The sequence below is a fragment of the Pseudonocardia sp. CA-107938 genome (assembly GCF_050936315.1).
Taxonomy (GTDB): Bacteria; Actinomycetota; Actinomycetes; order Mycobacteriales; family Pseudonocardiaceae; genus Pseudonocardia.
In genome coordinates this window covers 2,148,350-2,160,921 of record NZ_JBNJNA010000001.1, presented here as the reverse complement: position 1 = coordinate 2,160,921, position 12,572 = coordinate 2,148,350, and the positions used below count along the sequence as shown (strand labels likewise).

11 protein-coding genes are annotated in these 12,572 nt (G+C 72.4%); 5 read left to right on the top strand and 6 right to left on the bottom strand.

Annotation, left to right across the window (positions count from 1 at the left end; all coding sequences use genetic code 11):
• Nucleotides 1-193: 193 nt before the first annotated feature.
• Complete coding sequence (locus tag ACQEVB_RS10835; RefSeq protein WP_432968379.1) at nucleotides 194-1,768, top strand: TROVE domain-containing protein; 1,575 nt, start codon at nucleotides 194-196, stop codon at nucleotides 1,766-1,768.
• Between the two features lie 141 nt (nucleotides 1,769-1,909).
• Here the strand turns inward: ACQEVB_RS10835 and mca are convergent, their stop codons facing one another.
• Nucleotides 1,910-2,809, bottom strand: coding sequence for a mycothiol conjugate amidase Mca (mca, locus tag ACQEVB_RS10830; RefSeq protein ID WP_432968376.1), 900 nt, complete (start codon nucleotides 2,807-2,809; stop codon nucleotides 1,910-1,912).
• Nucleotides 2,810-3,287: 478 nt separating this feature from the next.
• Between mca and greA the strand changes: the two genes are divergently transcribed.
• The gene (gene greA, locus ACQEVB_RS10825; RefSeq protein ID WP_432968373.1) at nucleotides 3,288-3,785 is read left to right on the top strand and encodes a transcription elongation factor GreA; all 498 of its coding nucleotides are present in this window, start codon (nucleotides 3,288-3,290) and stop codon (nucleotides 3,783-3,785) included.
• Between the two features lie 3 nt (nucleotides 3,786-3,788).
• On the opposite strand, the gene ilvA is transcribed toward greA, so the two are convergent.
• Nucleotides 3,789-5,018 carry a threonine ammonia-lyase gene (gene ilvA, locus ACQEVB_RS10820; protein ID WP_432968370.1) on the bottom strand — a complete coding sequence of 410 codons (1,230 nt, stop codon included), beginning with the start codon at nucleotides 5,016-5,018 and terminating at the stop codon, nucleotides 3,789-3,791.
• A 97-nt stretch (nucleotides 5,019-5,115) separates the two neighbouring features.
• Here ilvA and ACQEVB_RS10815 point away from each other — a divergent pair, with 97 nt between their 5' ends.
• On the top strand, nucleotides 5,116-5,340 hold the full coding sequence (locus ACQEVB_RS10815) for a hypothetical protein (protein WP_432968367.1): 225 nt from the start codon (nucleotides 5,116-5,118) through the stop codon (nucleotides 5,338-5,340).
• A gap of 251 nt (nucleotides 5,341-5,591) precedes the next feature.
• On the opposite strand, the gene ACQEVB_RS10810 is transcribed toward ACQEVB_RS10815, so the two are convergent.
• Both ACQEVB_RS10810 and ACQEVB_RS10805 read right to left on the bottom strand, forming a co-directional pair.
• On the bottom strand, nucleotides 5,592-6,734 hold the full coding sequence (locus ACQEVB_RS10810) for a cystathionine gamma-synthase (RefSeq protein ID WP_432968364.1): 1,143 nt from the start codon (nucleotides 6,732-6,734) through the stop codon (nucleotides 5,592-5,594).
• A gap of 125 nt (nucleotides 6,735-6,859) precedes the next feature.
• Complete coding sequence (locus tag ACQEVB_RS10805; RefSeq protein WP_432980296.1) at nucleotides 6,860-8,230, bottom strand: cystathionine beta-synthase; 1,371 nt, start codon at nucleotides 8,228-8,230, stop codon at nucleotides 6,860-6,862.
• Between the two features lie 153 nt (nucleotides 8,231-8,383).
• Between ACQEVB_RS10805 and shbA the strand changes: the two genes are divergently transcribed.
• On the top strand, nucleotides 8,384-9,004 hold the full coding sequence (shbA, locus tag ACQEVB_RS10800) for an RNA polymerase sigma factor ShbA (RefSeq protein ID WP_432968361.1): 621 nt from the start codon (nucleotides 8,384-8,386) through the stop codon (nucleotides 9,002-9,004).
• Between the two features lies 1 nt (nucleotide 9,005).
• On the opposite strand, the gene ACQEVB_RS10795 is transcribed toward shbA, so the two are convergent.
• Together ACQEVB_RS10795 and ACQEVB_RS10790 are read right to left on the bottom strand one after the other, a co-directional pair.
• The gene (locus tag ACQEVB_RS10795; protein WP_432968358.1) at nucleotides 9,006-10,253 is read right to left on the bottom strand and encodes an RNA polymerase sigma factor; all 1,248 of its coding nucleotides are present in this window, start codon (nucleotides 10,251-10,253) and stop codon (nucleotides 9,006-9,008) included.
• Complete coding sequence (locus ACQEVB_RS10790) at nucleotides 10,253-10,609, bottom strand: YciI family protein (RefSeq protein ID WP_432968355.1); 357 nt, start codon at nucleotides 10,607-10,609, stop codon at nucleotides 10,253-10,255. The genes ACQEVB_RS10795 and ACQEVB_RS10790 overlap by 1 nt, the downstream gene beginning before the upstream one ends.
• A 204-nt stretch (nucleotides 10,610-10,813) precedes the next feature.
• Here ACQEVB_RS10790 and ACQEVB_RS10785 point away from each other — a divergent pair, with 204 nt between their 5' ends.
• Nucleotides 10,814-12,040: an acetyl-CoA C-acetyltransferase gene (locus ACQEVB_RS10785; protein ID WP_432968352.1), complete on the top strand. Its 1,227-nt coding sequence runs from the start codon at nucleotides 10,814-10,816 to the stop codon at nucleotides 12,038-12,040.
• The last annotated feature ends 532 nt before the right edge of the window (nucleotides 12,041-12,572 follow it).

The window sequence follows — 12,572 nt, the reverse complement described above, 5'->3', positions numbered from 1 at the left end:
CCGTCCCGCTACGGTCGTCGTCGGGGGCGGGCCGGAGATCATCGGTTACCACTGCAGATGGGGATGTCGCGGGTTCGAGTCCCGCCGCCGGCTGCGGCCGGCGTAGCTCAGTCGGTAGAGCGCCTTCCGGCGATCACACCCACGCCCGTCCTCGCCCTTCCGTCCGCCCGCGCCGCTCCGAGAGGGGGCCGCCATGGATCCGCTGACCTCCGTCTCCACCCGCACCACGCCGCAGCACTCCCCTGCCGACGAGCGGCAGGTGCCCAACTCCGCGGGCGGCTACGGCTTCGCCGTCACCGACGACGTCCGCGTCGCGCGGTTCCTCACCCTCGGTACCGAGGGCGGCACCTACTACAGCTCGGCCGCCGACCTGACCGCCGACAACGCGCAGGTCGTGCTGCGCGCTGCCCGGGAGCGGGGCTCGTGGCTGGTCGCGCAGGCCGTCGCCGTCTCCAGCGCGGGACGGGCGCCGCGCCAGAACCCGGCGATCTTCGCGCTGGCCGCAGCGGCCGCCCTGGCCGACGACGACGGCCGCCGCGCCGCCCTCGACGCACTCGGCGCCGTCTGCCGCACGGGCACCCACCTGTTCCTGTTCGCGCAGTACGTGGAGCAGTTCCGCGGGTGGGGTCGCGGGCTGCGCCGCGCCGTGGGTCGCTGGTACACCGAGCGCCCGGTCGACGACGTCGCCTTCCAGAGCGTCAAGTACCGGCAGCGCGTGGGCTGGTCGCACCGTGACCTGCTGCGGCTCGCGCACCCGGCGACCACCGAGCAGGCCCGCCGCGACCTGTTCGCGTGGATCGTCTCGGGCGCACTGGGCCCGGACGTTCCGCCGCTGGTCAGCGCCTTCGTCGCGGCCCAGGAGGCCACCACGGCGGCCGAGTGGGTACGGCTCGTGGGCGAGCACCCGCTGAGCTGGGAGATGCTGCCGGACGCCGCGCTCGTCGAGCCGGACGTGTGGGCGGCGCTCGTCGACAAGGGGCTGCCGCAGACGGCGCTGATGCGCCAGCTCCCGCGACTGACCCGTCTCGGCGTGCTCGACGACCGCGCCCGCCGGGCGGCCGTCGCGGCGCAGCTCGCGGATCCGGGGCGGCTGCTGAAGGCACGCGTGCACCCGGTGAACGTGCTGGTCGCGCAGCGCACCTACGCCCTGGGGATGAGCGTCCGGGGCTCGAGCACCTGGAATCCGGTCCGGGAGGTCGTCGACGCGCTGGACGCGGCGTTCTACGCCGCGTTCGACGTCGTCGAGCCGGCCGGGAAGCGGACCCTGCTGGCGCTGGACGTGTCCGGTTCCATGGGCTGGAGCGCGGCCGGTCAGGGGGCGACCTGCCGGGAGGTGTCGGCGGCCCTCGCGCTGGTCACGATGCGCACCGAGCCGGCCACCGAGGTCGTCGGGTTCACCACGGAGCTGGCGCCGCTCGCGATCAGCCCGCGGCAGCGGATCGACGACGTGATCCGGTCGATCTCGCGCCTGGAGTTCGGCGGCACCGACTGCGCGCAGCCGATGCTGTGGGCAGAGGCCACGGGCCGGGAGTTCGACACGTTCGTCGTCTACACCGACAACGAGACGTGGGCGGGCGACATCCACCCGCACCAGGCGCTGCAGCGTTACCGGCAGCGCACCGGCATCGACGCCCGGCTGGTGGTGGCGGCCCTGAGCTCCACCGGCTTCTCCATCGCCGACCCGGACGACGCCGGCATGCTCGACGTCGCCGGGTTCGACGCGGCCGTGCCGCAGCTGGTGGCGGACTTCTCGGCGGGCCGGGTCTGAGGATCACCGCGGGCGACCGGCACTTCCGGCGTGGCGCACACGCCGAAGTGCCGGTCATCGTCCGAAGTCGAGCGGGCACGGTGCGATGCGCCGCCTTGCACCGGTCGCGCAGCTCCCGACGGCGCGCCTGGTCCGTCCCGCTCAGCTGACGCCGACGCGCTCCGAGATGCCGGCGAACAGGTCGTCCTCGGGGGTCGGGCTGTCGACCAGCGAGCGGACCAGCTCGTAGTCCTCCCACGGCCAGATCTCCGCCTGCTCCTCGCGCGGGACGGCGAACCAGCGGCTGGTGGGGTCGATCTGGGTGGCGTGCGCGATGAGCGCGGCGTCGCGGCGGTCGAACCACTCCGCGCACTCGATGCGGGTGGTGACGCGGTCCTGCAGGTCGGGGCGGCTGGGGTCCCAGTTCGCCAGCCACTCCGTGTACGGCGACTCCTCGCCGCGGGCGCGGATGGCCGCGTCGAAGGCGACGAGCCGGGCCCGGGTGAACCCGATCGAGTAGTACAGCTTCAGCGGCTGCCACGGCTCGCCGGCGTCGGGGAACCGGTCGGGGTCACCCGCCGCGTCGAAGGCGGCGACGGAGATGACGTGCGTCTTGATGTGGTCGGGGTGCGGGTAGCCGCCGTTCTCGTCGTAGGTGACGAGGACGTGCGGGCGGAACTCGCGGACGACCCGGACGAGTCGTTCGGTGGCCACCTCGTCGTCGACGAGCGCGAAGCAGCCCTCCGGCAGCGGCGGCTTCGGGTCGCCCTCGGGCAGCCCGGAGTCGACGAACCCGAGCCAGCGGTGCTGCACGCCGAGGATCTCGGCGGCCTTCGCCATCTCCTCGCGGCGGATCGCGGCCATGTTCTCCAGCACGTCGGGCCGGTCCATGGCGGGGTTGAGGATGCTGCCGGCCTCGCCGCCCGTACACGTCACGACCATGACCTCGTGGCCCTGGTCGGTGTACTTGGCGGTGGTCGCGGCGCCCTTGCTCGACTCGTCGTCGGGGTGTGCGTGCACCGTCATCAGGCGCAGCGCGGAAGCGGTTCCGGGTTGGGACATGGGCGCGCTCGACGTCCTCTCTTCCTCCGGCCGTCGATGGGTCGGACGGCCTTCTTCCATTCCCACAACAGCGCAACGGGCCACGGACTTCCCATCCTGCCGCGGTCACGCGTGGTGACCAAATGGGCGTCACTGCCAGGTCGCCGACCACGCTCGGCCGCAGCGTTGGCGTGGGACGGAAAGGGCCGCTACGGTGAGCGCTCCGCGATCGCTCAGCACTGCGCCGAGCGTGCGGCGGCAAGGCCGTGACCAGCACGTATAACGGCCCGGGAACTCAGGAGGAGTTCCGACCGTTCACCGCAAAAGAAGCGACGAGCGGACTGCAGCGTGTTACCGTTAACGGCACACGACCCGCGGGCGGGTCGTGTTTTCCTTTACTCGGGGGCCCTACTGCCCCGTACCGGGACCGCCGGTCGGCGGCCGCCGCAACCAGGGCGCGTCGCAGACCGCGAGTGCCCGTGACCCATGCTGAGGAGTGGTGACAGTGACGGAAACGCAGGTGAGCTGGCTGACCCAGGAGGCCTACAACCGGCTGAAGGGTGAGCTCGACGGACTCATCGCGAACCGTCCCGTCATCGCCGCGGAGATCAACGCCCGCCGCGAGGAGGGCGACCTCAAGGAGAACGGCGGCTACCACGCCGCCCGCGAGGAGCAGGGCCAGCAGGAGGCGCGGATCCGGCAGCTGCAGGAGCTGCTGCGCACCGCTCAGGTGGGCGTCGCTCCCACCAGCTCCGACACAGCCACGCCCGGCATGGTGCTCAAGCTGCGCTACGAGGGCGACGACGAGACCGAGACCGTCCTGCTGGGCTCCCGCGAGGAGGGCAGCCGCGCCGACCTCGAGGTCGTCTCGCCCAACTCCCCGCTGGGCGCCGCGCTGCTCGGCGCGCACGTGGGCGACACCCGCGAGTACCCGCTGCCCGACGGCGGCCGCATGACGGTCACCCTCGTCTCGGCCGAGCCGTTCCGCGCCGCCTGAGCCTCACCCTGGCCAGCCCGCCACGTGGTGGCCGGCGGCGCCCAGCGCCGCCACCACCTCGGCGGAGTGGTCCGGTCCGCGCGTCTCCAGCACGAGGTCGATGTCGACGTCGCCCAGCGGGAGCGCGCCGGAGATGCGGCTGTGCGCCACGTCGACGACGTTGGCGCCGGCCCGTCCCACCAGCGAGACCACCCCGGCGAGCGCGCCGGGCCGGTCGCCGACCCGCACCCGCAGCGTGAGGTAGCGCCCGGTCGCGGCCATGCCGTGCTGGAGCACGTGCCACAGCACCAGCGGGTCGATGTTGCCGCCGGACAGCACCGCCACGGCCGGCGTGGCGAACCGGCGCGGCTCCTGCATCAGCGCGGCCACGGCCGCGGCACCGGCCGGCTCGACGAGCATCTTCGCCCGTTCCAGCAGGAGCAGCAGCGCGCGGGACAGCGCGTCCTCGTCGACCGTCAGTATGTCGTCGACCAGCGATCTGACCTGGTCGAACGTGAGATCGCCCGGCCGGCCGACCGCGATCCCGTCCGCGATCGTGCGCATCGACTCCAGCGCGACGGGCGCGCCAGCGGCGATCGACGCCGGCCACGCCGCTGCACCCGCCGCCTGGACACCGACGACGCACACGTCCGGTCGCTCGGCACGCACGGCCGCCGCGATGCCACCCAGCAGCCCACCGCCGCCCGTGCACACCAGCACCGTTGCGACGTCGGGCACCTGCTCGAGGATCTCCAGCCCCACGGTGCCCTGACCGGCGACGATGTCGCGGTGGTCGAACGGGTGCACGAACTCGGCGCCCGTGCGCGCGGCGAAGGCCGTCGCCTCGGCGATGCTGTCGTCGATCGTGTCGCCGACCAGTTCGACGGTGGCGCCGTACCCGCGGGTGGCCCCGACCTTGGGCAGGGCCGCCCCTTCCGGCATGTACACGGTGGCCGCGATGCCGAGCATCGACGCGGCCAGCGCCACGCCCTGCGCGTGGTTGCCGGCACTCGCCGCCACGACGCCGCGGGCTCGCTGCGCGTCGTCGAGGCGGGACAGCCGGGTGTACGCGCCGCGGATCTTGAACGAGCCGGTGCGCTGCAGGTTCTCGCACTTGAGCCACACCGGCCCGCCGGCCAGCTCGGACAGCGCTCGGGAACCGGCCACCGGCGTCTCGTTGATCACTCCGCGGAGGAGCTCCCGGGCAGCCCGGATCTCGTCGACGCTGACGGGAGGGGTGGTCGGTTCGGCCATGGGGCGCATCCTCGCACCGGTCGGTTCTGCGGGTCCGGCAGCGTCGCTCCGGCGGGACCGGTAGCCTCGATCCAGGGGGCGGATCGGGGAGGTTCGGGTGGTTCGGTTGCGCAGCGTCGCACCGCTCGTTGCGGCAGCGGCGCTGATGGCGGGGGCGTTCGTCGCGGCATCGAACGCTGGGTGCGCCGACCCGGGGCGCATCGAGCGCACCAGCGACGGCTACCGGCTCGTCGGCGGCTGCGTGGCCCCCGGCGACATCGTCGTACCCGCCGCGGTCCCCGCGCCGCCCACTGCCCCCGTGGGCGAGCCCGCGAAGGGCTGAGGTTCACCGACGACCGGGCAGCGCCCGTCCCTGCCCGCGAGTTGCGGTTTTGGTGTCCGCGAGTCGCGGTTTGGTGTCCGCGAGTTGCCCCGTTCAGGACCGCGAGTTGGCCATCCTGACAGGGCGAGTTGGCCATCCGATCGGCCGATCGCAACGTCAAACCGGGCAACTCGCCGTACTGAACCGGGCAACTCGCCGTCCCGAACCGGGCAACTCGCCGTACTGAACCGGGCAACTCGCGCGGGGAGACCTCAGGCCTGGGCGAGGGCCGTGCGGAGGTCTTCGGTGAGGTCCTCGACGTCCTCGATGCCGACGGAGAGGCGGATGAGGGAGTCGGGGACCTCCAGCTCCGAGCCGGCGACGGACATGTGCGTCATGGCCGCGGGCAGCTCGATGAGCGACTCCACACCGCCGAGCGACTCGGCGAGGGTGAAGACCTTCGTCGCCGCGCACACCTTCCGCGCCGCTTCCTGGCCGCCCTTGACGGTGAACGACACCATCCCGCCGTACCGGCGCATCTGCTTGGTGGCGATCTCGTGGCCGGGGTGCTCGGGCAGGCCGGGGTAGAGCACGCGGTCGACGGCGGGGTGCGTGGTGAGCAGCTCTGCGATCCGCTCGGCGTTGTCGCTGTGCCGCTCCATGCGCACGGCGAGCGTCTTCAGCCCGCGCAGGGTGAGCCACGCGTCGAACGGGCCGGGCACCTGGCCGGTGGCGTTCTGCAGGAACGTGATCTTCTCGGCGAGGGCGTCGTCGCTGGTCACGACGGCGCCGCCGACGACGTCCGAGTGCCCGCCGACGTACTTGGTGGTGGAGTGGAGCACCACGTCGGCGCCGAGGGTGAGGGGCTGCTGCAGGTACGGCGAGGCGAACGTGTTGTCGACGACGAGCCGGGCGCCGCCGGTGTGCGCGATCTGCGCGATCGCGGCGATGTCGGCGATGCCGAGCAGCGGGTTGGTCGGCGTCTCCGACCACACGAGCCTGGTCCGCGGGGTGAGGGCGGCGCGCAGGGCGTCGACGTCGCCCAGGTCGACGGCCGTGTACGTGATCCCCCAGCCGGCGAGCACCTTGTCGACCAGCCGGAACGTGCCGCCGTACGCGTCGTGCGGGATGACGATGTGGTCGCCCGGAGTGAGGGTGGCGCGCAGCAGCACGTCGGACGCGCCCATGCCCGAGCCGAACGCGACCGCGTGCCGGCCCTCCTCCAGCGCCGCCAGGCATTCCTGCAGGGCCGTGCGGGTGGGGTTGGCGCTGCGCGAGTACTCGTAGCCGCCGCGCAGGCCGCCGACGCCGTCCTGGGCGAAGGTCGACGACGGGTGGATGGGCACCGTGACCGCACCGGTGGTGGGGTCGGGCTCCTGACCCGCGTGGATGGCGTTCGTGGAGAAGCCGGGCATGGAGCGAGGCTACGCGGGTGGCGGTGCGGCCCTCACGCCGGCCGATCGCTCACGCACACGTTCGTGTGCCGGCGCATACCGTCGACCATGTGCGTGACCACACGACGGTGTGCGTGAGCGGGTCGTCAGGCCCCTGAGCCGAGGAACGCGAGCACGTCCGAGCGCGTCACCACCCCGGCGGGCTTGCCGTCGACCAGCACGAGCGCGGCGTCGGCCGTGGCGAACGCGCTCATCGCGGTTTCGAGCGCCTCCCCCGCCCCGATCGTCGGCAGGGCGGCGGACATGTGCCGCTCCAGCCGGTCGGACAGCTGGGCACGACCGGTGAACAGCGCGTCGAGCAGGTCCCGCTCGACCACGGCCCCGGCGACCTCGGCCGCCATCACGGGCGGTTCGGCCCGCACGACCGGCATCTGGGAGACGTGGAACTCGCGCAGGTACTGCACGGCGTCGGCGACGGTCTCGTTCGGGTGCGCGTGGACGAGGTCGGGGATCGAGCCGTCCTTGCGGCGCAGCACGTCGCCGACGGTGGCGCCCTCGGTGGGCGGCAGGAAGCCGTAGCTCGCCATCCACGAGTCGTTGAACACCTTGCCGAGGTAGCCGCGGCCGCCGTCGGGCAGCAGGACGACGACCACCGCGTCCGCGGGCAGTTCGCGGGCGACCTCCAGCGCCGCCCAGGCGGCCATGCCGCAGGACCCGCCGACGAGCAGCGCCTCCTCGTGCGCGAGCCGGCGCGTCATGTGGAACGAGTCGGCGTCGGAGACCGCGACGATGCGGTCGCAGATGTTCTTGTCGTACGTGGTGGGCCAGAAGTCCTCGCCGACGCCTTCGACGAGGTACGGCCGCCCGGTGCCGCCGGAGTACACCGAGCCTTCGGGGTCGGCGCCGATGATCTGCACCCGGCCGTCGGACACCTCCTTGAGGTACCGGCCGGTGCCGCTGATCGTGCCGCCCGTGCCGATGCCGGCGACGAAGTGCGTGATCCGCCCTTCGGTCTGCTCCCACAGCTCCGGGCCGGTGGTGAGGTAGTGCGACTCGGGGTTCTGCTGGTTGGCGTACTGGTTGGGCTTCCAGGCGCCGTCGATCTCGGTGACGAGCCGGTCCGACACGTTGTAGTAGGAGTCCGGGTGGCTGGGCTCCACGGCCGTCGGGCACACCACGACCTCGGCCCCGTAGGCGCGCAGGACGTTGCGCTTGTCCTCGCTGACCTTGTCGGGGCACACGAACACGCACTTGTAGCCCTTGCGCTGCGCGATCATCGCCAGCCCGACACCGGTGTTGCCGGACGTGGGCTCGACGATCGTGCCGCCCTGCTTCAGCTCGCCGGAGGCCTCCGCGGCCTCGACCATCCGCAGCGCGATGCGGTCCTTCACGCTGCCGCCGGGGTTGAAGTACTCCACCTTCGCCAGTACCGGTGCGACGATGCCTTCCGCAACCCGTCCGAGCCGAACGAGCGGCGTGTTGCCGACCAGATCGGCGACGTGCTCCACGTAACGCATGCCCGTCATGCTCCCATCCACTGGGCGCCCAGGGTCGACCGGCGCCGGATCACGATCTCGTCCGGGGAGGGCGGGAATGCCCTCTAACGGGTTAGGGTTCGTCCCTACACATCACGGCATTGGTCCAGCTGGACCACGGGACCGGGAGGTCCGTTGACGGGCAGCGAGGCGGAACGGGAGGGCAGAGACTCCTCGCGCGCCGATCGTACGGCCGAACTGAACGACGCCGCGGCCGCGGCTTCGGCCGGTGACCGTCGGGCCCGCGACCACCTCCTGGAGCTGATCCGCCAGCCGATCCTGCGCTACTGCCGGGCCAGGGTGGGTCCCGCTGTGCGCCTGCAGACGGGCGAGGACGTCGCCCAGGACGTGCTGATGGCCGTCGTCGAGGCACTGCCGCGGTACCGGCCCAGCGAGGTGCCGGCGATGGCGTTCATCTACGGGATCGCCCGCAACAAGGTCGCCGACTCGCTGCGCGCGTCCGGCCGCGACAAGTCCGACCCCACCGACGACGTGCCCGACCGGGTCTCGAACGCACTGGAGCCGGAGACGGGCGCGCTGCGCTCCGCGGAGGCCCGTCAGCTGCGGGTGCTGCTGGACATGCTCCCGTCGTCGCACCGGGAGGTGCTGGTGCTGCGGGTGGCGATGCAGTTCAGCGCAGAGGAGACGGCGCGCGCCGTCGGCTCGACGCCGGGCGCCGTGCGCGTCACGCAGCACCGCGCGCTCTCGAAGCTGCGCGCGATGATGGCCGAGCAGCTCTCCGAGCCGGCCACCTGAGCTACCCCAGCTCCGCGATCCGTCGGTCCACGTGTCGTCGCTCCGTGGCGTTGCCGGCCAGCTCGCGGGCTCTGCGGAACGCGACGAGCGCATCGGCGGGGCGGTCGAGCCGGCGCAGCAGCTCACCGCGGGCGACGTGCAGCGGGTGGTAGTCGCCGAGTTCGCCGGCCAGCTCGTCGACCAGGGCCAGTCCGGCGGCGGGGCCGTCGCGCATCGCGACGGCGACCGCCCGGTTCAGCGCCACCACGGGTGAGGGCTCCAGGCAGCCCAGCACGTCGTAGAGGGCGACGATCTGCGGCCAGTCCGTGGTGGTGACGTCGGCGGCCTCGTCGTGCAGGGCGGCGATCGCCGCCTGCACGCCGTACGGGCCGGGCGGGCCACCGCTGAGCGCGTCGACGACCAGCGCGCGACCCTCGGCGATGCGGTCGGCGTCCCACAGGGCACGGTCCTGGTCCTCCAGCAGCACGAGCTCGCCGTCCGGCCCGACGCGGGCGGCGCGGCGGGCGTCGACGAGCAGCAGCAACGCCAGCAGGCCGGCGACCTCCCGCTCCCCCGGCATCAGGACGCGCAGGATGCGGGCGAGCCGGATGGCCTCGTCGGTGAGGTCGGCGCGGACGAGGTCGTCGCCGCCGGTGGCGGAGTAGCCCTCCGTGAAGATCAGGTAGACGACGCGCAGCACACCGGGCAGCCGGGAGGGCAGCTCGGCCGGTTCCGGCACGCGGAACGGGATGCGCGCGTCGCGGATCTTCCGCTTCGCGCGCACGATCCGCTGCTGCATCGTCGCCGTCGGCACGAGGAAGGCGCGGGCGACCTCGGCGCTGGTCAGGCCGGCGAGGAACCGCAGGGTGAGCGCGGTGCGCGCCTCTGGCGGCAGGGCCGGGTGGCAGCAGGTGAAGAACAGCTGCAGCCGCTCGTCGGGCAGGTCGATCTCGGGGCTCGGTTCCGCGACCGGTGCGGCGCGGTCGGCCTCCACCTGCAGCATCGCCAGGCGCTGGGCATAGCTGCGGTCGCGGCGGATGCGGTCGACGGCCTTGCGCCGGGCCGTGGTGACGAGCCAGGCCAGCGGCTTGTCCGGCACGCCGTCGACGGGCCAGCGGGCGAGCGCCGACTCGATCGCCTCGGACACGACCTCCTCGGCCAGGTCCAGGTCGCCCAGCCGCGCGGCGAGCATCGCGAGCAGCCGGCCCCGGTCCTCCCGGAAGACCGCCTCGACCTCGGACGTTCCGGGGCCGGCTGCCCGCGCGTGCATCAGTAGTCGTAGCTCTGGATCGGCCGGACCTCGATCTTGCCGCCGAACTGCGAGCCCGGGCAGCGGGCCGCCCAGTCCAGCGCGGCGTCCAGGTCGGGCACGTCGAGCAGGTAGAAGCCGCCGAGGCCCTCGCGGGTCTCGGCGAACGGACCGTCGGTGACGACCCGCTCGCCGCTCTCGGCGACAGCGACGGTGCTGGCCGTCTCGACGCCCTGCAGGGCCTCGCCGGCGAGCTTCACACCGGCCTCCGCGACCGCCTTCTCGAAGTCGATGTAGGCCTGCATCTCTCGTCCGACGAATGCCTCGTCGGCGTACTGCTGGGGGTCGCGGGCGGCGATGAGCAGCATGTACTTCACGGTGTCTCCTCGAGTTCGGGGGTGGTGACGAGGGGATGACGAACGGGGCGGCCCGACATCGACACGTTGCCGGGAGAAATTCTCGGCAGACTTCCACGCAGGCTCAACCGAACGATCGTTCGTCGCGTCACAGCTCTGGTGCCAGTGGTGTTACCCGGCAGTACGCTCGGGAGCGAGGACCATCCGCCCTGTGAGGAGAAGACGATGCCCGAAGCCGTGATCGTCGCTGCGACCCGCTCCCCGATCGGTCGCGCCGTGAAGGGCTCGCTGCCCACAATCCGGCCCGACGACCTGGCCGCGCAGATGGTGAGGGCAGCGCTGGACCAGGTGCCGCAGCTCGACCCGAACACGATCGACGACCTCATCCTCGGCTGCGGGCTCCCCGGCGGTGAGCAGGGCTTCAACATGGGTCGCGTCGTCGCCGTCCTGCTCGGGTACGACCAGCTGCCCGGCACCACGATCACGCGCTACTGCTCGTCGTCGCTGCAGACCACGCGGATGGCCCTGCACGCGATCAAGGCCGGCGAGGGCCACGCGTTCATCTCCGCCGGCGTCGAGACGGTGTCGCGGTTCGCGAAGGGCAGCTCCGACTCGCTGCCCGACACCCGCAACCCGCTGTTCGCCGATGCCGAGGCGCGCACGGCCGGCCTCTCCGCCGGTGGCCTCGACACCTGGGACGACCCGCGCGGTCAGGACCTGGTGCCCGACGTCTACATCCCGATGGGCCAGACCGCGGAGAACCTGGCCCGCGCCAAGGGCGTCACGCGCGAGGACATGGACAGGTTCGGGGTGCGCTCGCAGAACCTCGCCGAGGCCGCCATCGCCGACGGGTTCTACGAGCGCGAGATCACGCCCGTCACGCTGCCCGACGGCTCGGTCGTCAGCAAGGACGACGGCCCGCGCGCCGGCGTCACCTACGAGGCGGTGTCGCAGCTCAAGCCGGTGTTCCGGCCCGACGGGCTCGTCACCGCGGGCAACTGCTGCCCGCTCAACGACGGCGCCGCCGCACTCGTGATCATGTCGGACACGAAGGCCGCCGAGCTGGGCATCACCCCGCTGGCCCGCGTCGTCTCGACCGGTGTGTCCGCGCTGTCACCGGAGATCATGGGCCTCGGGCCCGTAGAGGCGTCGAAGCGGGCGCTGGCGCTCGCCGGCATGACCATCGACGACGTCGACCTCGTCGAGATCAACGAGGCGTTCGCCGCACAGGTCATCCCGTCCGCGCGCGACCTGGGCATCGACCCGTTCGGCGACAAGCTGAACGTGCACGGCGGCGCCATCGCCGTCGGCCACCCGTTCGGCATGACCGGCGCCCGCATCACCAACACGCTGCTCAACGGGCTGCGGGCCAAGGACAAGTCCATCGGCCTGGAGACCATGTGCGTCGGCGGCGGGCAGGGCATGGCCATGGTGCTGGAGCGGCTCAGCTGAGAGGGCCCAGCCGCGGCGGATGAGGCGCGGTGGTTCGGCCCAGGTTTTGTTGATCAAGGGCAGAAGGTTGCTGGCGGATCTTCGGCGGCGACCTTCTGCCCTTGATCGGCGAGCGCCTGTGCGGGCGCAACTGCCTGACCCGCTAACTCCGGGCCTCCCGGGCACAACGTTCGACGGCATCGGCCAGCGTGCGCGTGGAGCAAGGCGCGGTCGCCCGGCACACCCGACACCAGCCGTCGGCCGGTGCTGCGCCATCAGGCGCGTGGCGATACCCGGATCGTATGCGGCGATCAGCTCGGCCACGACGAACCTCGGCTCAACCACGGGACCGCAGCACGAGGGTCGCGTGCGCGACGGGCCGGCTGTGCCGTCCGCGCGAGCCGAACAGCCGGCTGAGGGCAGATAGCATCGTCATGGCAACGCCTTTCCTGGCCGAGAGGTGGTTGCTCGCGGGCCCGGTGGGTGCAACCACCGGGCCCGCCCTGTGCAAACCACACGATATCCTCAGATATTCTTCCGATGCAAGGCCCTT

Coding starts and splice junctions, on each gene's coding strand:
- ACQEVB_RS10835 (WP_432968379.1), top strand. CDS start 194: ATGGATCCGCTGACCTCCGTCTCCACCCGCACCACGCCGCAGCACTCC.
- mca (WP_432968376.1), bottom strand. CDS start 2,809: ATGTCCCAACCCGGAACCGCTTCCGCGCTGCGCCTGATGACGGTGCAC.
- ACQEVB_RS10795 (WP_432968358.1), bottom strand. CDS start 10,253: ATGCACGCGCGGGCAGCCGGCCCCGGAACGTCCGAGGTCGAGGCGGTC.
- ACQEVB_RS10810 (WP_432968364.1), bottom strand. CDS start 6,734: ATGCCCGGCTTCTCCACGAACGCCATCCACGCGGGTCAGGAGCCCGAC.
- ilvA (WP_432968370.1), bottom strand. CDS start 5,018: ATGGCCGAACCGACCACCCCTCCCGTCAGCGTCGACGAGATCCGGGCT.
- ACQEVB_RS10805 (WP_432980296.1), bottom strand. CDS start 8,230: ATGCGTTACGTGGAGCACGTCGCCGATCTGGTCGGCAACACGCCGCTC.
- ACQEVB_RS10785 (WP_432968352.1), top strand. CDS start 10,814: ATGCCCGAAGCCGTGATCGTCGCTGCGACCCGCTCCCCGATCGGTCGC.